Source organism: Amycolatopsis sp. NPDC051106 (assembly GCF_040682775.1).
Classification (GTDB): Bacteria; Actinomycetota; Actinomycetes; order Mycobacteriales; family Pseudonocardiaceae; genus Amycolatopsis.
The window spans coordinates 11,497-35,649 of record NZ_JBFBBQ010000091.1; the positions used below are offsets into that span (position 1 = coordinate 11,497).

General features: G+C 74.6%; 3 protein-coding genes. All 3 read left to right on the plus strand.

Annotation, left to right across the window (positions count from 1 at the left end):
- Positions 1-171: 171 nt before the first annotated feature.
- A complete protein-coding gene (locus AB0M83_RS39975; RefSeq protein WP_364525617.1) occupies positions 172-9,576 on the plus strand; it encodes an SDR family NAD(P)-dependent oxidoreductase in 9,405 nt (3,134 codons plus the stop codon).
- Positions 9,573-18,437, plus strand: a complete 8,865-nt coding sequence (locus AB0M83_RS39980; protein ID WP_364525619.1) for a type I polyketide synthase — start codon at positions 9,573-9,575, stop codon at positions 18,435-18,437. Before AB0M83_RS39975 ends, AB0M83_RS39980 begins: the two co-directional genes overlap by 4 nt.
- 31 nt (positions 18,438-18,468) lie before the next feature.
- A partial coding sequence (locus AB0M83_RS39985; protein ID WP_364525621.1) for a type I polyketide synthase occupies positions 18,469-24,153 on the plus strand: 5,685 nt, incomplete at its 3' end.

A 24,153-nucleotide genomic window follows, 5' to 3' on the forward strand; every position in this document is an offset into this window, starting at 1 on the left:
GGTGTCGCGGATCACACCGAAAGCGGCAATTCGATCACCGGCCCCATGCGCCCCAATGTGGCGTTGGTTGCGTCAGACGCACCCAATGTGGCGTTCGGTGCGTCAGACGCACCGAACGCCACATTGGGTGCGTCTGACGCAACCAACGCCACATTGGGGCGCTCGGGTCCGGTGCCGCTGCTGCTGTCCGGGCGGACCGCGGAGGCGCTGCTCGAGCAGGCCGAGCGGCTGGCCGAGGTGGTGGCTACGGAGGACGTCCACGACGTCGCGTGGTCGCTGGGGACCACGCGGTCGGCGTTCGAGCACCGGGCCGTCGTCGTCGGCGCCGACCGGGACACCCTGCTCGGCGGGCTCAGCGAACTCGCCGTGCGCGGGGTCGCCGGGACGCCCGGCAAGACCGTGTTCGTCTTCCCCGGCCAGGGTTCGCAGTGGGTCGGGATGGCGCTCGAACTCGCCGAAGCCGCGCCGGTGTTCGCCGACCGGCTCGCCGAGTGCGCCGCCGCGCTCGCACCGTTCGTGGACTGGCAACTGCTCGACGTCCTCGGTGACGCCGAGATGCTGCAGCGGGTCGACGTCGTGCAGCCGGCCTGCTGGGCCGTCATGGTGTCGCTCGCCGCGCTGTGGGAGTCCTTCGGTGTCCGGCCGGAGGCCGTGATCGGGCACTCCCAGGGCGAGATCGCCGCCGCCTGCGTCTCCGGCGGCCTCTCGCTGGAAGACGGCGCGCGCGTCGTCGCGCTGCGGAGCCAGGTGATCCGGACGTCGCTGGCCGGCCGGGGCGCGATGGCGTCGGTGGCCCTCCCGGCCGAAGACGCCGAACTCCTGCTGACCGAATATGCCGGTCTGTCCGTGGCCGCGCTGAACGGCACCGCCGCGGTGACCGTCTCCGGCGACCCCGACCAGGTCGACGCGCTGGTGGCCCGCTGCGCCGCCGACGGCGTCCGGGCCCGCAAGGTCCAGGTCGACTACGCGTCGCACTCCGCGCACGTCGAAGCGATCGAGGCCGAGCTCCTCGACGTCCTCGCACCGGTCTCGCCGGCGACGGCGCGGATCCCGTTCTACTCGACCGTCACCGGCGACTGGCTCGACACCACCGAGCTGACCGCCGCGTACTGGTACCGGAACCTGCGGCAGCGCGTGCTGTTCGCGCCCGCCACCGTGGCGCTCGGCGAGCAGGGCTTCGGCGTGTTCGTCGAGTCCAGCGCGCACCCCGTGCTGGGCACCGCGATCGCCGGGACCCTCGACGACGTCGTCGTCACCGGCTCGCTGCGCCGCGACGAGGGCGGCCTCGCCCGCTTCCTCACTTCGGCCGGGGAGCTGTGGGCGCGCGGGGCCGAAGTGGACTTCTCGCCGGTCCTCGCCGGTGGGTCCACTGTGGATTTGCCGACTTATCCGTTCCAGCGCGCGCGGTACTGGCCGACGCTGCCCGGCCCGGGTGACGTCGCCGCGGCCTCGGACGCCGCCGACGCCGGGTTCTGGTCGGCTGTCGAACGCGACAACGCCGGCGATCTGGCGAAGACGCTCGGCCTAGACGAGTCCGCCGTCGAGGGCCTGCTCCCCGCCCTGGCGGCCTACCGCAGGCAGCGCCGGGAAGAATCCACAGTGGACAACTGGCGGTACCGGGCCGGCTGGCAGCCGGTCACCGTCGAGGCCTCGCCGCGCCTCCAGGGCACCTGGCTCGTCGTGCGCCGGCCGGACGACGAGACTCCGTTGCCACTGGACCGCTTCGGTGCGGAAGTCGTCACCGTCGAAGCCGAGGTCGGCGTCGACCGCGCCACGCTGGCCGAGCGGATCGGGGACGTCCAACCGGCGGGGATCCTGTCCCTCCTGGGCACCGACGAGTCCTATCGCGGGCTCGTCGACACGCTCACCCTGATCCAAGCCCTCAACGACCTGGACGCTCCCTTGTGGACGTTCACTCGGGGCGCCGTGTCGACCGGCAAGGCCGACGCGCTGCGCAACCCGGCCCAGGCGCCGGTGTGGGGCCTCGGCCGCGTCGCCGCGCTCGAGCACCCCGCCCGCTGGGGTGGCCTGCTCGACCTGCCCGCGGACCTCGACGAGCGCGCGTTCGCCCGCGTGGCCGCCGCGCTCACCGGGGACGAAGACCAGGTCGCCGTCCGCGCGTCCGGGGTCTTCGCCCGCCGGCTCCTGCGGTCTCCGCTCGGTTCGGCGACCCCGGACCGCACCTGGACGCCGGAAGGAACCGTGCTGGTCACCGGCGGTACCGGCGGCTTGGGCGCGAAGGTCGCCCGCTGGCTCGCCGGTCGCGGAGCCGAGCGGCTGGTGCTGACCAGCCGCCGTGGCGCGGACGCCCCGGGCGCGGCCGAGCTGTGCGAAGAACTCGCCGCGCTCGGTGCCGAGGCGACCGTCGTGGCCTGCGACGTCTCCGACCGCGACGCCTTGGCCGCCGTGGTGGCCGAGTACCCGCCGTCCGCCGTCATCCACGCCGCCGGTGTGCTCGACGACGGTGTGCTGTCGGCCCTCACCCCGGACCGGCTGGCCGCGGTGCTCAAGCCCAAGGCCCTGGCCGCGTTCCACCTGCACGAGCTGACCAAGGACCTCGGCCTGTCGGCGTTCGTCTCCTTCGCGTCGACGGCCGGGGTCTGGGGCGGGCCTGGCCAGGGCAACTACGCCGCCGCCAACGCCTACCTCGACGCGCTCGCCGAACACCGGCGCTCGCTCGGCCTGGCCGCGACGTCGATCTCCTGGGGCCCGTGGGCCGACACCGGGATGGCCGACGCCGCCGCCGTCGCCGAACGGCAGCGCCTGGGTGGCATCCACGCACTCGACCCGGAGCTGGCGATTTCGGCGCTGCAGCAGGCCCTCGACCACGGCGAGACCACGCTGACCGTGGCGGGCGTCGACTGGGCGCGGTACGTGCCGTCGTTCACCGCCGTCCGGCCGAGCCCGCTGCTGCTCGGCATTCCCGAGGCGCGGCAAGCGATCGAAGCCGCGGGGGAGAAGACCCAGGGCGTCGGGCTGAGCGAGCGTGACGTGCTGGAGTTCGTCCGGACCCAGGTCGCCGGGGTGCTCGGCTACGCCGGACCGGGCGACGTCGAGCCGAACCGCGCGTTCACCGACCTCGGGTTCGACTCGCTGACCGCGGTCGACCTCCGCAACCGGCTCAGCGCCGCCACCGGCCTCAAGCTGCCCGCGACGCTGATCTTCGACTACCCGACCACGACCGCCCTGGTCACGCACCTGAGGGGCGAGCTGGGCGGCCCGGCCGAGGTCACGTCCACGGTGGACGTCACCCCGGCGGGCGTCGAGGACGACCCCATCGCCATCGTCTCGATGGCGTGCCGGTTCCCCGGCGGCGTGCGTTCGCCGGAAGACCTGTGGGCGCTGCTTTCCGGCGGCGCGGACGCGATCACCGACTTCCCCGACGACCGCGGCTGGGACCTCGACGCGCTCTACGACCCGGACCCCGACCACCAGGGCACGTCCTACACCCGCCGCGGCGGTTTCCTCGACGGCGCCAGCCGGTTCGACGCCGCGTTCTTCGGCATCAACCCGCGCGAAGCACTGGCGATGGACCCGCAGCAGCGCCTGCTGCTCGAGACCGCGTGGGAAGCCATCGAACGCGCCGGGATCGACGCGACGTCGTTGCGCGGCGGCCCGGTCGGCGTCTTCGCCGGCTCCAACGGGCAGGACTACACCCCGCTGCTCGCGCTCGGCGACGACGAGGGGGTCGAGGGCTACACGATGACCGGCAACGCGGGATCGGTGGTGTCCGGCCGGATCTCCTACGCGCTCGGCCTGGAAGGCCCGGCCGTCACGGTCGACACCGCCTGCTCGTCTTCGCTGGTCGCGGTGCACCTGGCCACGCGGGCGCTGCGGTCGGGCGAGTGCTCGCTGGCCCTGGCCGGCGGTGTGACGATCATGTCGACCCCGTCCGGGTTCATCCAGTTCAGCCGTCAGCGCGGCCTCGCGCTCGACGGCCGCTGCAAGGCGTTCTCCGACGACGCCGACGGCACCGGCTGGGGCGAGGGCGCCGGGATGGTGCTCCTGGAAAGGCTGTCCGACGCGCGCCGCAACGGGCACCCGGTGCTCGCGCTGGTCCGCGGAAGTGCGGTCAACCAGGACGGCGCGTCGAACGGCCTGACCGCTCCGAACGGACCGTCGCAGCAGCGGGTGATCCGCGCGGCGCTGGCCGACGCGCGGTTGATGCCGTCCGAAGTGGACGCCGTCGAAGCGCACGGCACCGGCACGGTGCTGGGCGACCCGATCGAGGCGCAGGCCGTCCTGGCCACCTACGGGCAGGACCGCGACCGGCCGCTGTGGCTCGGCTCGGTCAAGTCCAACATCGGGCACACGCAGGCCGCCGCCGGCGCGGCCGGGATCATGAAGATGGTCCTGGCCCTCGGCCACGACCTGCTGCCGAAGACGCTGCACGCCGATACTCCGTCGTCCCATGTGGACTGGAGCACGGGTGACGTGCGGCTGCTGTCCGACGCCGTCGAGTGGTCGCCCGGCGGGCACCCGCGCCGGGCCGGGATCTCGTCGTTCGGCGTGAGCGGCACCAACGCCCACGTGATCGTCGAGCAGGCCCCGGCCGAGGAGACCGCCCGCGTCGAGCCGACGCGCTCCGGCCCGGTGGCGTGGGTCCTGTCCGGACGGTCCGAAGCCGCGCTCCGGGCGCAGGCCGCCCAGCTGGCCGAGAGCGCCGCCGGGGAACGCCCGGCCGACGTCGGCTGGTCGCTCGCCACCGGCCGCTCGGCGTTCGAGCACCGCGCGGTGCTCGTCGGCAGCGAGCCCGAGGAACTGCTGCAGGGGCTGCGTGATCTCGACGGGCCGACGGTGACCAGGGGCGTGACCGGCGAGGGCCGGATCGGCTTCCTCTTCACCGGGCAGGGCGCGCAGCGGCTCGGCATGGGCCGCGAGCTCTACGCCGAACACCCGGTGTACGCCGAGGCGTTCGACGCGGTGTGCGCGCACTTCGACACCGAGCTGGACCGGCCGCTGGCCGACGTCGTCTTCGGGGACGAGGACCTGCTGAACGAGACCGGCTACACCCAGCCCGCGCTGTTCGCGGTCGAGGTGGCGCTGTTCCGCCTGCTGGAGTCCTGGGGCGTGCACCCCGAGTACCTGGCCGGGCACTCGATCGGCGAACTGGCCGCCGCGCACGTCGCCGGCGTGTTCTCCCTCGCCGACGCGTGCCGGCTGGTCGCCGCGCGCGGCCGGCTGATGCAGGGTTTGCCGCGTGGTGGCGGGATGCTGGCGGTGTCGGCCACCGAGGACGAGGTCACGCCGCTGCTCACGGACACGGTGAGCATCGCCGCGATCAATGGGCCGATGTCGATCGTGGTCTCCGGCGACGACCTCGACGGGATCGAGCAGCACTTCACCGCACTGGGCCGCAAGACCAAGCGGCTCACGGTGTCGCACGCGTTCCACTCGCCGTCGATGGATCCGATGCTGGGCGAGTTCGCGAAGGTGGCCGAGCAGGTCACCTTCACCGAGCCGAGCCTGCCGATCGTGTCCACGGTGACCGGTGCGATCGCGTCCGTTCGCACGCCGGAGTACTGGGTCGGCCAGGTGCGCGCGGCCGTGCGGTTCGCCGACGCCGTCACGACCCTGCAGGGCCTGGGTGTCAACCGGTTCGTCGAAATCGGGCCGGACGCCGTCCTCACGCCGATGGTCGAAGCCGCCGTGGCGATCCCGACTCTGCGCAAGGGCCGGGACGAACGGATCAGCGTGCTGGCCGCCGTCGGCGAGCTGCACGTCCACGGGCAGAGTCCCGACTGGACGGCGGTGTTCGCCGGAACCGGCGCGCGCCGCGTGGATCTGCCGACGTATGCGTTCCAGTACCAGCGCTTCTGGCCGCACCTGTCCGGCATGCCGCTGGGCGACGTCGCCGCCGCCGGGCTCACCGCGGTCGACCACCCGCTCCTGGGCGCGTCGGTCTCCGTGGCCGGGGCCGACGAGCTCCTGTTCACCAGCCGGCTCGCGCTGTCCACGCACCCGTGGCTGGCCGGGCACGAGGTCATGGGCCAGGTGCTGCTGCCGGGCACCGCGTTCCTGGAGCTGGCCGTCCGTGCCGCGGACCAGGCCGGCTGCGCCCGCGTGGAGGAGCTGACGCTGGCCGCGCCGCTGGTGCTGCCCGCCCGCGGCGGCGTCCAGCTGCAGTGCTCGGTCGGGACGCCCGCCGAGGACGGGACGCGCGCCTTCACCGCGCACTCGCGGATCGAGGGCACCGAGGAGTGGGTCCTGCACGCCACCGGCCTGCTCGCCGTCGAAGCGGGCGATCCCGGCGAAACCCTGTCCGAGTGGCCGCCCGCGAAGGCGGAACCCCTTGCCGTGGAAGACTTCTACGACACGTACGCGGCGGGCGGGTTCGCCTACGGGGACGCCTTCCGCGGCCTGACCGCCGCCTGGCGGTCCGGCGACGACGTCTATGCCGAGATCGCGCTGCCCGAATCGGCCCGCGCCGACGCGCGTCGCTTCGGACTGCACCCGGCCCTGCTCGACGCCGCGCTGCAGGCCCTGCTCTACCTGCCCTTGGCGGGGTCCGGGCAGAGCAGGCTCCCGTTCTCCTGGGCGGGTGTCACGCTGCACGCGTCCGGCGCCGACGCGCTGCGCGTCAAGCTCGGTCTGGCCGGACCGGACGCCCTGGCGCTGACGATCGCCGACGCCGCGGGGAACCCGGTCGCCACCGTGGACTCCCTCGCCATGCGCCAGGTCTCGGCGGACCAGCTGTCGACCGAGCCCAGCGGGCTGCGCGACTCGCTGTTCCAGGTGGACTGGGTCCCCCTGGAGACCGGGTCCGAACCGGACACCGGGTCGTGGGCCGTGCTCGGCCCGGACCAGCACAAGCTCGGCGTCCAGCTCGGCACGTCCGGCCCGCTCGCGTCCTATGGGGACATCGACGCGCTGGTGGCCGCGATCACCGGCGGCGCCACACCTCCCGAGGTCGTCTTCGCGCCGCTCGCTCCCACCGGCCGGACGGCGGACCTCCCGGGCTCGGTCCGGGCGGCCACCGGACTGGCCTTGGACACCGTGCAGCGCTGGCTGGCCGAAGACGCCTTGGAAGGCGCGAAGCTGGTGTTCGTCACCTCCGGCGCGGTGGCCCACCGCGGCGAGGTGACCGACCTGGCCAACGCCGGCGTCTGGGGCCTGGTCCGCTCGGCCCAGGCCGAGAACCCGGCGCGGTTCCTGCTGGTCGACGTCGACGGCAAGGAAGCGTCCTACGGCGCGGTCCCGGCCGCACTGGCCACCGGCGAGCCCCAACTGTCCCTTCGCGACGGTGAACCGCACGCGGCCCGGCTGGTGCGCGCCGAAGCGGCTGGCGGTGTGCTCAGCGCGCCGAAGGACGGGCACTGGCGGCTCGACATCGTCGACAAGGGCACCTTGGAAAACCTCACCCTGCTGCCGTGCCCGGAGGTGGCCGCCCCACTGGCGGACGGCCACGTGCGGATCGCCGTCCGCGCGGCGGGCGTGAACTTCCGCGACGTCCTCAACGCCCTCGGCATGTACCCCGGCGAGGCCGGCGCGATGGGCCTCGAAGGCGCGGGCGTGGTCACCGAAGTCGGCCCCGGGGTCACCGGGCTCGCCGTCGGCGACCGGGTGCTCGGCATGTTCCCCGGCGCGTTCGGGCCGGTCGCGGTCGCCGACCAGCGGCTCGTCGCCCGCGTCCCGGACGGCTGGTCGTTCGCCGAGGCGGCGTCCGTGCCGATCGTGTTCCTCACCGCCTACTACGCGCTGGTCGACCTCGGCCGCGTGCAAGCGGGGGAGACCGTGCTCGTCCACGCGGCCGCCGGCGGCGTCGGCATGGCCGCGGTCCAGCTCGCGAAGCACCTCGGCGCCGACGTGTACGGCACCGCGGGCGCCGGCAAGTGGGGCGCGCTGCGCGAACACGGCCTCGCCGACGACCGGATCGCCTCGTCCCGGACCCTGGACTTCGAGGAGCGGTTCCTCGCGGCCACCGGCGGCCGGGGCGTCGACGTCGTCCTCGATTCCCTCGCCGGGGAGTTCGTGGACGCGTCGCTGCGGCTGCTGCCGCGCGGCGGCCGGTTCCTGGAGATGGGCAAGACCGACGTCCGGCTCCCCGCCGACGTCGCCGCGGTCCACCCGGGCGTCGCCTACCAGGCGTTCGACCTCATCGAGGCCGGGCCCGACCGCATCGCCGAGATGCTGCAGGAGATCCTCGGCCTGCTCGGCCGGGGTGTGCTGCGGCCGATCCCGGTCACGGCCTGGGAGGTCCACCGCGCCCCCGCGGCGTTCAAGCACCTCCAGCAGGCCAAGCACGTCGGCAAGGTCGTGCTGACCGTGCCCGCGCCGCTCGACCCCGAGGGCACGGTCCTGATCACCGGCGGCACGGGCGGCCTCGGCGGGCTGCTCGCCCGGCACCTCGTCACCGAGCACGGCGCGCGGCACCTGCTGCTCACCAGCCGCCGCGGCCTCGCGGCCGACGGGGCAGCCGAGCTGCGGGACGAGCTGACCGGCCTGGGCGCGACCGTCACCGTCGCGGCGTGCGACGCGGCCGACCGCGACGCCCTGGCCGGACTGCTCGCCGGCATCCCCGGCGACCACCCGCTGCGGGCGGTCATGCACACCGCCGGGGTGCTCGACGACGGCGTCGTCGGCTCGCTGGACGCGGCCCGGCTGGACAAGGTGCTGCGGCCCAAGGTCGACGCCGCGGTGCACCTCGACGAGCTGACCCGCCACGCCGACCTCACCGCGTTCGTGCTGTTCTCCGGCGCCGCCGGCCTGTTCGGCGGCGCGGGACAGGCGAACTACGCGGCCGCGAACGCCTTCGTGGACGCCTTCGCCACCCACCGGCACGCCCTCGGGCTGCCCGCGGTGGCCTTGGCGTGGGGCCCGTGGTCGGCCGCCGCCGGCATGACCAGCGGGCTGACCGAGACGGACCTGGGCCGGATGGCCCGCGCCGGGCTGCTGCCGCTGTCCGCCGAACTCGGCTTGGCCCTGCTCGACGCGGGCGTGGCCTCCGGCGAGGCGGCCGTGGTGCCGATGCGGGTCGACCCGGTCGCGCTGGCGTCCTCGGGCGCTCCGCTGTTCCGGGGGTTCGTCACCGCTCCGGCACGGCGGGCGGTCGCGGCCGCGACGAAGGCCGAGCCGGCCGGCCTGGCCGAGCGGCTGGCGGCGGCGCCGGTCGCGGACCGCGAGGACCTGGTGGTGGACCTGGTGGCCGGCCAGGTCGCCGCCGTGCTCGGGCACACGTCCACAGTGGACATCGACGCCGGCAAGGCGTTCAGCGAACTGGGCTTCGACTCGCTCACCGCGGTCGAGCTGCGCAACCGGCTCGGCGCGGTCGCCGGGCAGCGGCTGCCCGCGACGCTGGTGTTCGACTACCCGACGGTCGCCGAACTGGCCGGCTACCTGCTCGAAGCGATCGCGCCGCCGGCACCGTCGGCGAACGGCCTGGTCGACGACCTGCGCGGTTCGCTCGCCTCGCTGCCCGAGGGCTACGAGGGCCGCGAGGAGATCACCGAACGGCTGCAGAGCCTGCTCGCCTGGTGGACCGGCACCACCCCCGAAGAACCGCAGTCGGACGACGAAGTCGCGGCCGCGTCCGCCGACGAGCTGTTCGACCTGATCGACAAGGAGTTCGGGGCGTGACCTCCGACAACGAGAAGAAGCTGCTCGACTACCTCAAGAAGGTCACCACCGACCTGAGGGCGGCGAACCAGCGGTTGCGCGAGGTCGAGGAGTCCGACGCCGAGCCGGTCGCGGTGATCGGCATGGGCTGCCGGTTCCCCGGCGGCGTGCGCACCCCCGAGCAGCTGTGGCAGCTCCTGGCCGCCGGCGGCGACGGCATGTCCGGCTTCCCGGCCGACCGCGGCTGGCCCGCGTCGCTGTACTCCGGCGACGCCGGGCAAGCGGGCACCAGCTACGTCCGCGAGGGCGGGTTCGTCTACGACGCGGCGGAGTTCGACCCCGGCTTCTTCGGGATGAGCCCCCGTGAGGCGCTGGCCACCGACCCACAGCAACGGCTGCTGCTCGAGACGGCGTGGGAGACCGTCGAGCGCGCCGGGATCGACCCGCTTTCGTTGCGCGGCACGAAGGCGGGCGTCTTCGTCGGTGGCACGTCCACCGGCTACGGCTCCGGCCTGACCGCGTTGCCGGACGGCGTCGAAGGGTACCTGCTCACCGGCAACTCGACCGCGGTGATCTCCGGCCGGGTCGCCTACCAGCTCGGGCTCAAGGGCCCGGCGGTCACCGTGGACACCGCTTGCTCGTCTTCGCTGGTCGCGTTGCACTGGGCGGCCCAGGCGCTGCGGCGCGGCGAATGCTCGCTGGCGCTCGTCGGCGGCGTGACCGTGATGTCGACGCCGGGCATGTTCCTCGAGTTCAGCCGCCAGCGCGGGCTCGCCCCGGACGGGCGGTGCAAGCCGTTCGCGGCCGCGGCCGACGGCACCGGCTGGTCCGAGGGCGTCGGGCTCGTCCTGGTCGAGAAGCTGTCCGACGCGCTGGCCAACGGGCACCCGGTGCTGGCCGTGCTCCGCGGGTCCGCGGTCAACTCCGACGGCGCGTCGAACGGCCTCACCGCGCCCAACGGACCGGCGCAGCAGCAGGCCATCCGGGCCGCGCTGGCGAGCGGCGGGCTCACGCCGTCCGATGTGGACGTCGTGGAGGCGCACGGCACGGGCACCACGCTGGGCGACCCGATCGAGGCGCACGCGCTGCTGGCGACCTACGGCCAGGACCGCGACCGGCCGCTGTGGCTCGGCTCGGTGAAGTCCAACATCGGCCACACCCAGGCCGCCGCCGGCGTCGCCGGCGTGATCAAGATGGTGCTGTCGCTGCGCCACGAGGTGCTGCCGCGCACCGTGCACGTCGACGAGCCGTCGCCGCACATCGACTGGTCGGCCGGGTCCGTCGAGCTGCTCACCGACAACGTTCCGTGGCCGGCGGGGGAGACTCCGCGCCGGGCCGGCGTTTCTTCGTTCGGCATCAGCGGGACCAACGCGCACGTGATCCTGGAAAGCTACGACGCGGTGCCTGCCTCGCCGGCTTCTTCGCCCGGCGGACCGGTGCCCCTGGCGTTGTCCGCGCGGACTGGCGAAGCCCTGCGCGAGCAGGCCGTCCGGCTGCGCGAACACCTGCTCGGCCGCGCGGACCTGCCGCTCGCCGACACCGCGCTGTCCCTGGCCACCGGACGTTCGGCGTTCGAGTACCGCGCCGTGGTACTGGCCGCCGACGTCTCCGAGGCCGTGACAGCACTGGACGCACTGGCGGCCGGCGAGCCCGCACCGTCGCTGGTGGAGGGTGTCGCGCCGGGCAAGGCCGGCAAGACCGCGTTCCTCTTCTCCGGCCAGGGTTCCCAGCGGATCGGCATGGGCGCCGGCCTGCGTCGCGCGTTCCCGGTGTTCGCCTCGGCGTTCGACGAGGTGTGCGCGGGCTTCGGCATTCCGCTGGCCGAAGTGATCTCGGGCGGGTCCCTGGACGACACCGGGTACACGCAGCCCGCGCTGTTCGCGGTCGAGGTCGCGTTGTTCCGGCTGCTGGAGTCCTGGGGCGTGAAGCCGGACTTCCTCGCCGGGCACTCCATCGGTGAACTGGCCGCGGCACACGTCGCCGGAGTCTTGACGCTGGCCGACGCCTGCGAGCTGGTCGCCGCCCGGGCGCGGTTGATGGCCGCTCTCCCGGCCGGTGGCGCGATGGTCGCCGTGCAGGCCACCGAGGACGAGGTCACGCCGTTGCTCGGCGAGCGCGTGAACCTCGCCGCCGTCAACGCGGCCGACTCCGTCGTCCTGTCCGGCGACGAGGACGCGGTGCTCGCGGCCGCGGCCGAACTGGCGTCCCGCGGTCGCAAGACCAAGCGGCTCGCCGTGTCGCACGCCTTCCACTCGGTGCTGATGGAGCCGATGCTGGCCGAGTTCCGCCAGGTCGTGTCCGGGCTGACCTTCTCGGCGCCGAAGATCCCCATCGTCACCGGCGAGCCCGCCGACCTGACCGACCCGGAGTACTGGGTGCGCCACGTGCGCGAGCCGGTCCGGTTCGCCGACCGCATGACGGCCCTGGAGGCTCGTGGTGCGACGCGGTTCGTCGAGGTCGGCCCGGACGGGACCCTCACCGGCATGGCGAGCGTGCCCGTCGTGGCGATGCTGCGCGCGTCGCGCGACGAGCGTGAATCGGTGCTGTCCGCGCTGGCCGAGCTGCACGTCCGGGGTGGCGCGCCCGACTGGACCGCGCTGCTCGACGGCGCTCGCCGCGTCGAGCTGCCGACGTATGCCTTCCAGCGCGAACGGTTCTGGCTGACCTCGCCGGAGTCCACCGCGGTCGGGGACGTCGACGCCGACCGCTTCTGGTCCGTGGTCGAGCGGCAGGACCTCGACGAGCTGGCCGCCACCTTGGACATCCCGTCGGAGACGCCGCTGAGCGACGTCCTGCCCGCGCTGGCGTCCTGGCGGCGTCGTCACCACGACGAGTCCACAGTGGACAACTGGCGGTACCGGATCGACTGGCGGCCGGTGACGGGGACGACCGCGACCCGGCTGTCCGGCCGTTGGCTCGTGGTGGCGCCAGAAGGCGCCGACGACGTCGTCGCGGGGCTGCGCGACCGGGGCGCGGACGTACTGCACGTGACGGCTGTCGCCGCTCTGTCAGAGGACGAACCTGCCGGAATCCTCTCGTTGCTGGGCGTGGAGGACACCCTCGCGCTGGTGCAGGCCCTCGGCTCGCTGGGGTGGTCCGCGCCGCTGTGGTGCGCGACCCGGGGCGCGGTCTCGACCGGCCGGTCCGACCCCCTCGCGCACCCGGAGCAGGCGCAGGTGTGGGGCCTCGGCCGATCGGCCGCGGTGGAGCATCCGCGCCGGTGGGGCGGCCTGATCGACCTGCCCGAGCGCCTCGACGACCGTGGCCTCGACCGGCTGTGCGGAGTGCTCGCCGACGGCGCCGAAGACGAGGTCGCCATCCGGCCCGCCGGGGTCTTCGGCCGGCGGCTCGTGCGCGCACCGCTGTCCGTCGAATGTCCCGAGTGGACAGTGGACGGCACGGTGCTGATCACGGGCGGTACCGGAGCGCTGGGTAGCCACCTCGCGAGCTGGGCGGTCGCGCGCGGGGCGTCGCGAGTGGTGCTGGCGAGCCGTCGTGGCCCGGCCGCGGCCGCACCGGCCGCGCCCGAGATCACCGTGGTGGCCTGCGACTGCACCGATCGGGACGCGGTCACCGCGCTGGTGGACTCCCTGCCGGACCTGAGTGTCGTCGTGCACGCGGCGGGCGTCCTCGACGACGGCGTGCTGGACGGCCTCACCCCCGAAAAGCTCGACCGCGTGCTGCGCGCCAAGGCCACCACCGCCCGGCTGCTGCACGAGGCCACCGCCGATCGCGAACTTTCGGCGTTCGTGCTGTTCTCGTCGCTGGCGGGCACCGTCGGCTCGGCCGGGCAGGGCAACTACGCGGCGGCGAACGCTTACCTCGACGCGCTCGCCGCGCACCGGCGTGCGCGTGGCCTTCCGGCGACCTCGCTGGCCTGGGGCCCGTGGGCCGACGCCGGGATGGCCGCCGACGAAGCCGTCCGCGACCGGCTGCGGCGCGGCGGTCTCGCACCGCTGACCCCTGAACTCGCCCTGTCAGCGCTGGACCGGGCACTGGGCTCCGGCGACGTCGCGGTCGCGCTCGCCGACGTCGACTGGCGGGTGTACGGTCCGGCACTCACCGCTGTGCGACCGAGCCGCCTGCTGACCGAACTGCCCGAAGCGGCCGCCGGAACCCCGCCGGTGGAACTGTCCGGACTCTCCGAAGCGGACCTGCTGACGCTGGTGCGCCGCCAGGTCGCGGCGGTGCTCGGGTACACCGAGGAGGTCGCCGCGGACAAGTCGTTCGCCGACCTCGGGTTCGATTCGCTGACCGCCGTCGAACTGCGCAACCGGCTCGGCCTGGCCACCGGGACCGAGCTGCCCGCGACGCTGATCTACGACTACCCGACCGCCGCCCACCTGGCCCGGCACCTGGCGGGCACGTCGAGCGAGGCGCCGGTCGCCGAGCGGGCGGCGGTGTCCACCGAGGACCCGATCGTCGTCGTGGCGATGGGCTGCCGGTTCCCGGGCGGCGTGCGCACCCCGGAGGACCTGTGGGAGCTGCTGCTTTCCGGCGGTGACGCGGTTTCGGGCTTCCCCGCTGACCGCCACTGGGACATCGCCGGCCTCATGGCCGCCGGGGTCGTCACGGGCGGCGGCGCGTTCGTCGACGGCGTCACGGAGTTCGATCCGGCCTTCTTCGGCATCTCGCCGCGGGAGGCCCTCGCGATGGACCCGCAGCAGCGGCTCGTCCTGGAAACGGCGTGGGAGACCCTGGAACGCGCCGGGGTCGACCCTTCGGGTGGTCCGGACATCGGTGTCTTCCTCGGCACCAACGGGCAGGACTATCCGGCGGTGCTCGCGGGCTCGGGCGAGGACTTCGGCGGGTTCGTCGGCACCGGGAACGCGGCTTCGGTCGTCTCGGGCCGGGTGTCGTACGTGCTGGGCCTCGGCGGCCCGGCGGTGACCGTGGACACGGCGTGCTCGGCGTCGCTGGTGGCACTGCACCTGGCCGCGCAGTCGGTGCGCTCGGGCGAGTGCGCGATGGCGCTGGCCGGCGGCGTGACGGTGATGGCGACGCCCGGCGCGTTCGTCGAGTTCTCCCGCCAGGGCGGGCTCGCGGCGGACGGCCGGTGCAAGGCCTTCGCCGACGAGGCGGACGGCACGGGCTGGGGCGAAGGCGCCGGCGTCGTGCTGGTCGAGCGGCTGTCGGACGCGCGCCGGCTCGGGCACCCGGTGCTCGCGGTGCTGCGCGGCTCGGCGATGAACCAGGACGGCGCGTCCAACGGCCTCACCGCCCCGAACGGTCCTTCGCAGCAACGGGTGATCCGGGCGGCGCTGGCGAACGCGGGCCTGGCACCGTCCGAGGTGGACGCCGTCGAGGCGCACGGCACCGGCACCGAGCTGGGCGACCCGATCGAGGCCCAGGCGCTGCTGGCGACGTACGGCCGCGACCGCGCGCAGCCGTTGTGGCTGGGGTCGCTGAAGTCCAACATCGGCCACACGCAGGCGGCCGCCGGGATCGCCGGCGTCATCAAGATGGTTCTCGCGCTGGAGCACGGCGTCCTGCCGAAGACCCTGCACGCGGACCGGCCGTCGCGGCACATCGACTGGGACAGCGGCGCGGTGGCGCTGCTGACCGAGACGCAGCCGTGGCCGCGCTCGGAGCGGCCGCGCCGGGCGGGCGTGTCGTCGTTCGGCTTCAGCGGGACGAACGCCCACGTCATCCTCGAGCAGCCGCCCGCCGCGGAGGCGGTTGACGGGCCGGCTCCCGACGTCGTCGTCTGGCCGCTGTCGGGCCGGTCGGAGGTGGTGCTGCGTACGCAGGCGCGGCGGCTCGCGGAGTTCGTCGAAGGCTCGGACGCCGGTCTCGCCGACGTCGGCCGGTCGCTGGCGGCGCGGGCCGTGTTCGGCCACCGGGCCGTCGTGACGGGCAGTGAGCGCGCCGACCTGCTCGCCGGGCTGGCCGCGGTCGCCGCGGGCACCCGGACCGCGGGCGTCGTCACCGGGCGGGCCGGCGACGGGGCGACCGGGCTGCTGTTCGCCGGCCAGGGCTCGCAGCGTGCCGGGATGGGGGCCGGGCTGTACGCGCGGTTCCCCGTGTTCGCGGACGCGTTCGACGCGGTGTGCGCGGTGCTCGACCCCGAGCTGGAGCGGCCGCTGCGGGACGTCGTGTTCGGCGACGCCGCGGCGCTCGACCGGACGGGGTACACCCAGCCCGCGCTGTTCGCGCTCGAGGTCGCGCAGTTCCGCCTGCTGGAGTCGTGGGGCGTCCGGCCGGACCACCTGGCCGGGCATTCGATCGGCGAGCTGGCCGCGGCGCACGTCGCCGGGGTGTTCTCGCTGGCGGACGCGGGCAAGCTGGTCGCCGCGCGGGCGAGCCTGATGCAGGCGCTGCCCGGGGGCGCGATGCTCGCCGTGCAGGCCGCCGAGCAGGACGTCCTCGAGGTCGCGGCGGGGCGCGCGGACCTGGCCGCGGTGAACGGGCCGCGGTCGACCGTGCTGTCCGGCGACCCGGCGGCCCTCGCCGAGATCGCCGCCGAGCTGACCACGCGCGGGGTGAAGTCTAGGGATTTGCGGGTCTCGCATGCGTTTCACTCGGCTCATATGGACGCGATGCTGGAGGAGTTCGCCGAGGTGGCGCGCGGGATCGGCTATGCCGGGCCGCGCATCCCGATCGTGTCCACGGTGACCGCGGACGCCGACTTCACGGACCCGGAGTACTGGGTCCGGCAGGTGCGCGAGCCGGTGCGGTTCGCCGCGGCGGTCGAGACGCTGCGCGAGGCCGGCGTCACCCGGCTGGTGGAGCTGGGCCCGGACGGCACGTTGTCGGCGCTGGCCGAAGGTGCGGTCCCGATGTTGCGCAAGGACCGCCCGGAGCCGGCGACGGCGATGCTGGCGCTGGCGTCCCTGCACGTCAGTGGCCCCGCGGTGGACTGGGCGCCACTTTCGGCGGGCGTGCGGCAGGTCGCACTGCCGGCGTACCCCTTCGAGCGGCAGGTGTTCTGGCCCGAGCCGCTGATCCCGGTGACCTCGCCGGTCGGCAGCAAGCACTACCGGGTGTCGTGGAGTTCGATCGCGGACCGGCCGCGGGCGGCGTTGTCCGGTCGCTGGCTCGTCGTGGTCCCGGCCGGGTGCGAAGACGAACCGCTGGTGAAGGCGGCGCTCCCGGCACTCCTCGAGGCGGGGGCCGAGCCGGTGCCGATGACACTGGGCGAGCCGGACCGCGATGCTGTCGCCGCTGAGCTGCTCGGCCTCGGTCCGGTCGCCGGCGTCCTCTCGCTGCTCGGCCTGGCCGTGCACCCCACCCCCGGCCAGCCGTCCGTGCCGCTCGGCCTGGCGCTCAGCACCACCCTCCTCCAGGCCCTCGGCGACGCAGGCCTCGACGCCCCTCTATGGGCCGTCACCACCGGAGCCGTTGCGGTCGACTCCGAAACTCCCGCGCAGCCGCTGTCCGCCGGGATCTGGGGCCTCGGGCGGACGGCCGCGCTGGAGCACCCGGACCGGTGGGGCGGCCTCGCCGACCTGCCCGCCGAACCCGGGGAACCCGAGCTGACCCGGCTCATCGCGGCCCTGGCCGGAACCGGAGCCGGCGGCGAAGACCAGCTCGCGATCCGCCTCGGCGGCACCTTCGCCAGGCGGCTCGTGCGCGCCCCGCACGAGGCGCCCGCCGAGCCCTGGACCCCGACCGGCCCGGTGCTGGTCACCGGCGGGACCGGCGCGCTGGGCGCCGAGGTCGCCCGGTGGCTGGCGCGCACCGGGGCGCCGCACGTCGTGCTCGCCGGGCGGCGGGGGCCCGCCGCGCCCGGGGCCGCCGAACTGGAAGCCGAGCTCAGCGCGCTGGGGGCCAAGGTGACGATCGCCGCCTGCGACTTCGCCGACCGCGCCGCCACGGCCGAGCTGCTGGACTCGCTGCCCGATCTCGACGCCGTCGTGCACGCCGCCGGCGTCCTCGACGACGGCGTCCTGGACTCCCTGACGCCGCAACGGCTCGCGACCGTCCTGAAGTCCAAAGTAGACTCCGCAATCACCCTGGACGAGCTGACGCGCAACCGCGACCTGTCCGCCTTCGTGCTGTTCTCCTCCCTGGCCGCCACCCTCGGCGCGGCCGGGCAGGGCAACTACGTCGCCGCGAACGCCGTGCTCGACGCGCTCGCCGAGCACCGGGCCGGCCTCGGGCTGCCCGCCACCTCGATCGCGTGGGGCCCGTGGGCCGGCGCGGGCATGGCGGCCGGCACCGGCACCCGCTCCGAACGCGGCGGCATCCGCCCGCTGGCCCCGGACGTCGCCACCGCGGCCCTGGGCCAAGCCCTCAGCGGCAGCGACACCGTCGTCGCCGTGGCCGACGTCGACTGGGCGCAGTTCGCCCCCGGCTTCACCGCCGTCCGGGCCGCGCGGCTCCTCGACGACCTGCCCGAGGCCCGCCGCGCGCTCGAGACCGTCGTCAAGCCCGAGCCGGACTTCCGGGCGAAGCTCGACGCGCTGACCGGGCCCGAGCGCGAACGCGCACTGCTCGACCTGGTGCGCGCCGAGGTCGCCGCCGTGCTCGGGTACGCGAGCCCGGCCACAGTGGATCCCGGACTGGCGTTCAAGGAACTGGGCCTCGACTCGCTCACCGCGGTCGAGCTGCGCAACGGGCTCGCCGCCGTCACCGGCCTCTCCCTGCCCGCGACGCTCGGGTTCGACTACGCCAACCCGGCGGCACTGGCCCAGCACCTCGGCCGCGAGCTCGGCCCGGCCGACCCGGCCGCGGCGGCCGAAGCCGAGCTCGACCGGATCGAAGCGGCCTTCGCCGCGCTGACCGCCGAGCAGCTCGCCGGCACCCGGATCACCACCCGGCTGCAGGCGCTGCTGAGCCGGCTGGGCACGGGCCCGGCGGAGAACACCCGGCAAAAGCTCGAGACGGCGAGCGAAACCGAGATCTTCGACTTCATCGACAACGAGCTGGGACTCGCGTGACGCGCGAGGTCGCCGGCGGGCGGGGTGCGACGTGAACGAGGAGAAGCTGCTCGGGTACCTGCGCAAGGTCACCGCCGACCTGCACGAGACCCGGGAACGGCTGCGGGAGGCCGAATCCGCCACCCCTGAGCCGATCGCGATCGTGGCGATGGCCTGCCGGTTCCCCGGCGGCGTCGAGACGCCCGAGGACCTCTGGCGAGTGCTCGAAACCGGCACCGACACGCTGACGGACTTCCCGGACGACCGCGGCTGGGACCTCGACGCGGTCTACCACCCCGACCCGGACCACCCGGGCACGAGCTACGTCAGCCAGGGCGGGTTCGTCCGCGACGCGGGCGCGTTCGACGCGGGCTTCTTCGGCATCTCGCCCCGCGAGGCCCTGGCGATGGACCCGCAGCAGCGGCTCCTGCTCGAAACGTCGTGGGAAGCCCTGGAACGCGCCGGGATCGACCCGCTGTCGCTGCGCGGCGAGCCGGTCGGCGTGTTCGCCGGGACCAACGGCCAGGACTACCCGGGGCTGCTCAGCCTCGTCCCCGGCGTCGGCGACGGCTACGAAAGCACCGGCAACGCGGCCAGTGTCCTTTCCGGACGGATCTCCTACGCGCTCGGCCTGGAGGGCCCGGCCGTCACGGTCGACACGGCGTGCTCGTCCTCGCTGGTCGCGCTGCACTGGGCGGCGCACGCGCTGCGCGAGGGGGAGTGCGACCTCGCGCTCGCCGGCGGCGTCACGGTCATGACGACGCCCGGCGCGTTCATCGGCTTCAGCCGGCAGCAGGGCCTGGCCGCGGACGGCCGCTGCAAGGCGTTCGCCGACGGCGCGGACGGCACGGGCTGGGGCGAGGGCGCCGGCGTCGTGCTGCTGGAACGGCTGTCCGACGCCCGGCGCAACGGGCATCCCGTGCTCGCGATCGTCGCGGGTTCGGCGATCAACTCCGACGGTGCGTCGAACGGGCTCACCGCCCCCAACGGCCCCTCGCAGCAACGGGTCATCCGCGCCGCGCTCGCCGACGCGGGCCTGTCACCGTCCGATGTGGACGCCGTCGAGGCGCACGGCACCGGCACGTCGCTGGGCGACCCGATCGAGGCGCAGGCCCTCCTGTCCACCTACGGCGAGCACCGGCCCGCGGGCCGGCCGCTGTGGCTCGGCTCGATCAAGTCGAACCTCGGGCACACCCAGGCCGCCGCCGGCGTCGCCGGGGTCATCAAGATGGCCCTCGCGCTGCGCAACGGTGTCCTGCCGAAGACCCTGCACGTCGAGCAGCCGACGTCGCGAGTGGACTGGACGGCCGGCGACGTCCGCGTGCTGACCGAGCCGGTTCCGTGGCCGGAGGACGGGCGGGTGCGGCGCGCCGGTGTCTCGGCGTTCGGCGTCAGCGGCACCAACGCCCACGTCCTCTTGGCCGCACCCCCGGCCGAAGAGCCCTCGCCAGAAGCAGAAACCGCGCCCGACGTCGTTCCGTGGGTCCTTTCCGGACGGTCGGAAGCCGCGCTTCGCGCCCAGGCCGCCCGGCTCGCCGGTGTCGAAGGCGATCCCGCCGGGATCGGGCTGGCGCTCGCCACCACCCGCTCGGCCTTCGAGCACCGGGCCGTGCTGGTCGGCGACGCGGCCGAACTGGCCGACGGCGTGCGCGCACTCGCGAAGGGCGACGACGTGCCGGGCCTGGTCCGCGGCGCGGTCGCCGAAGGGCTGACCGCGTTCCTGTTCACCGGCCAGGGCGCGCAACGCGCCGGCATGGGCCGCGAACTCCACGACCGGTTCCCGGTCTACGCCACCGCGTTCGACGAGATCTGCGCGGCGTTCGACCGGCACCTCGACCGTCCACTCAAGACCGTGGTCTTGTCCGGCGACGACCTCGACGAGACCGCGTACACCCAGCCCGCGCTGTTCGCGGTCGAGGTCGCGTTGTTCCGCCTGCTGGAGTCCTGGGGCGTGACGCCGGACCACCTCGCCGGGCACTCCATCGGCGAGCTGGCGGCGGCGCACGTCGCGGGCGTGTTCTCCCTCGCCGACGCCGCCGAGCTGGTCGCGGCACGCGGACGGCTGATGCAGGCGCTGCCGCGCGGGGGCGCGATGGTCGCCCTCCAGGCCACCGAGAACGAGGTGACGCCGCTGCTCACCGGCGCCGTCTCCCTCGCCGCGGTCAACGGCCCGGACTCCGTCGTCGTGTCCGGTGAAGCAGCGGCCGCGGGAGCGATCGAGCGGCACTTCGCCGCCCTCGGCCGCCGGACCCGGCGACTCACCGTGTCCCACGCCTTCCACTCGCCGCTGATGGACCCGATGCTGGCGGAGTTCGCCCGGGTCGCCGAGCGGATCACCTACGCCCGGCCGCGGCTGCCGATCGTCTCGACGGTGACCGGGGCGCCGGTGACCGACGAACTGACCACCCCGGGCTACTGGGTGCGGCAGGTCCGGGAGCCCGTCCGGTTCGCTGCCGCCGTGGCGGCGCTCGCGGCCGCCGGGACCACCCGGTTCCTCGAGCTGGGCCCGCACGGCGTCCTCGCCGCCATGACCGAGGAGTGCCTGCCCGGCACGACGGTCGCCGCCCTGCTGCGCAAGGACCGCGACGAGGTCCGGACCGCCCTGTCGGCCGTCGCGAGTGTGTACGTCCGCGGCGCGCGAGTCGCCTGGGGCGAGCTGTTCACCGGCGCGCGGGCACAGGCTCTGCCGACGTACGCCTTCCAGCGTGAAACCTACTGGCCCGACCTGCCCAAGCCGGTCGGCGGCGCCGCCCGGGACTCGCTGCTCAAGCTCGACTGGGTGCCCGTTCCGGCGGGGGAGCCGGTCCCGGCGGCGTGGGCCGTGCTCGGCTCCGGCCACCGCGAGCTCGGCGCCGCCCTGTTCGCCGAGCTGGGCGCGCTGGCCTGCCACCCCGATCTCGACAGCGTCGCGGAGGCGGGCGCGCTGCCCGACGTCCTCGTCGCCCCGTTCCGCTCCCGGTCCGAAGAGGACACTCCCGGCGAGGCGGCTGGTCGTGCGCTGCGGCTCGTGCGGTCCTGGCTGGCCGACGACCGGTTCGACGGCCGCACCCTGGTGGTGCTGACTCAGGGCGCCGCCGTCGCCGAAGGGGTGACGGACCTCGCCCAGGCCCCGGTGTGGGGCCTGCTGCGCTCGGCGGCCGCCGAGAACCCCGGCCGGTTCGTGCTCGCCGACGTCGACGACCCGGCGTCCGCGCGGCTGCTTCCCGCCGCGCTCGCCACCGGCGAACCCCAGTTCCTGCTGCGCGAGGGCGAGGTCCGGGCCGCGCGCCTGGCCAAGCTGACCTCGTCCGAGGCGGGCCCGTCCGCGTCGTTCGGTCCGGACGGGACGGTGCTCGTCACCGGCGGCACCGGGGCGCTGGGCGCGCTCGTCGCCCGCCACCTGGCCACCCGGTACGGCGTCCGGCACCTGCTCCTGGCCAGCCGGCGCGGTCCGGACGCCGACGGCGCGGCCGAGCTGGTCGCGGACCTCGTCGAGCTGGGTGCCGAGCCCGTCGTCGCGGCCTGCGACGCCGCCGACCGCGACGCGCTGGCGGCCCTGCTGGCGAGCATCCCGGCGGACCGGCCGCTGACCGGCGTCGTCCACGTGGCCGGCGTCCTCGACGACGGCGTCGTGTCCGCGCTGACCCCCGAGCGCCTGGACGCCGTGCTGCGGCCCAAGATCGACGCCGTCACCCACCTGCACGAGCTGACCGCCGACGCCGAGCTGACCGCGTTCGTCGTGTTCTCGTCGATCTCCGGCACGCTCGGCCCGGCCGGGCAGGCGAACTACGCCGCGGCCAACGTCTGGCTCGACGCGCTGGCCCGGCACCGCCGCGACCACGGCTTGCCCGCGCTCGCGCTCGGCTGGGGGCTCTGGGAGCAGTCCGGCGGCATGACCGACGCGCTCGCCGATCGCGACCGCCGTCGGCTGGGTGCCACCGGCATGATCCCGCTGTCCACTGTGGAAGGCTTGCGGCTGTTCGACGCGGCCTGCCGCGCCGGAGAGCCCGCGGTGCTGCCGATCCGGTTCGACTTCGCCGTGCTCGGCGCCGCTCCGGTCCTGCCGCCGGTGTTCGCCGGGCTCGTCCCGCCGCGCGCCCAGCCTGCTGCCGAACCCGCCGCGGACCGGCCCGCCGACGTGCTCGACGTCGTCCGCACCGCGGTGGCGCTCGTGCTCGGCTACGCGAACGCGGCGGCCGTGGCGCCGGACCGGGCGTTCAAGGACCTCGGCTTCGACTCGCTGACCGCCGTCGAACTCCGCAACCGGCTCGCCGCGGCCACCGGACAGCGGCTGCCCGCGACGCTGATCTACGACTACGCCACCCCGAACGCCCTGGCCGCGCACCTGGCCGGCGACGCGGGGACGGCGGCACCGGTGGCCGTCGCCGCCCGGACCGACGACGAACCGATCGCGATCGTGTCGATGGCCTGCCGGTTCCCCGGCGGCGTCCACACCCCGGACGAGCTGTGGACGTTGCTCGCCGAAGGCCGTGACGCGATCGGCGGCTTCCCGGCCGACCGCGGCTGGGACCTCGACGCGCTCTACGACCCGGACCCCGACAGCGAAGGCACGTCGTACGCCCGCGAAGGCGGTTTCCTCGACGACGCCGCGTTGTTCGACCCCGCCTTCTTCGGGATCTCGCCCCGGGAAGCCCTCGCCATGGACCCGCAGCAGCGGCTGCTGCTCGAGACCTCCTGGGAAGCCCTCGAACGCGCGGGCATCGACCCGGAGTCGCTGCGCGGTCAGCCCGTCGGCGTGTTCGCCGGCACCAACGGCCAGGACTACCCGGCGCTGCTCGCGCTGTCGCCGAAGAGCGCCGAAGGCTACCTCGGGACCGGCAACGCCGCGTCCGTGCTGTCGGGCCGGATCTCCTACGCGCTCGGGCTCGAAGGCCCGGCCGTCACCGTGGACACCGCGTGCTCGTCGTCGCTGGTCGCGCTGCACTGGGCGATCCAGGCCCTGCGCGCGGGGGAGTGCTCCCTCGTGCTCGCCGGCGGGGTCACCGTGCTGTCGACGCCCGGCTCGTTCGTCGAGTTCAGCCGGCAACGAGGCCTCTCGCCGGACGGCCGCTGCCGCGCCTTCTCCGACGACGCGGACGGCACCGGCTGGGGCGAAGGCTCGGGAATGCTCGTCCTCGAACGGCTTTCCGACGCGCGGCGCAACGGGCACCCGGTGCTCGCGGTCGTGCGCGGCAGCGCGGTGAACTCCGACGGCGCGTCGAACGGCCTGACCGCCCCGAACGGTCCGTCGCAGCAACGGGTGATCCGGGCGGCACTGGCGAGTGCGGGCCTGCGGCCGTCCGATGTGGACGCCGTGGAAGCGCACGGCACCGGGACGTCGCTGGGTGACCCGATCGAGGCCCAGGCGCTCATCGCCACCTACGGCCAGGACCGCGACCGGCCGCTGTGGCTGGGTTCGATCAAGTCCAATGTCGGCCACACGCAGGCGGCGGCCGGCGTGGCCGGGGTCATGAAGATGGTGCTGGCCCTGCGTCACGGCTTGCTCCCGCAAACGCTGCACGCCGAGGTGCCCTCGTCCCATGTGGACTGGTCCGGCGGTGCGGTCCGGCTGCTGTCCGAGCCCGTGCCGTGGCCGCACGACGACCGCGTGCGCCGCGCCGGCGTGTCCTCGTTCGGCGTGAGCGGCACCAACGCCCACGTGATCCTGGAGCAGGCACCGGAGCGCCCCAATGTGGCCTTCGGTGCGTCAGACGCACCCAAGGCGGCCTTCGGTGCGTCTGACGCAACCAAGGCCACA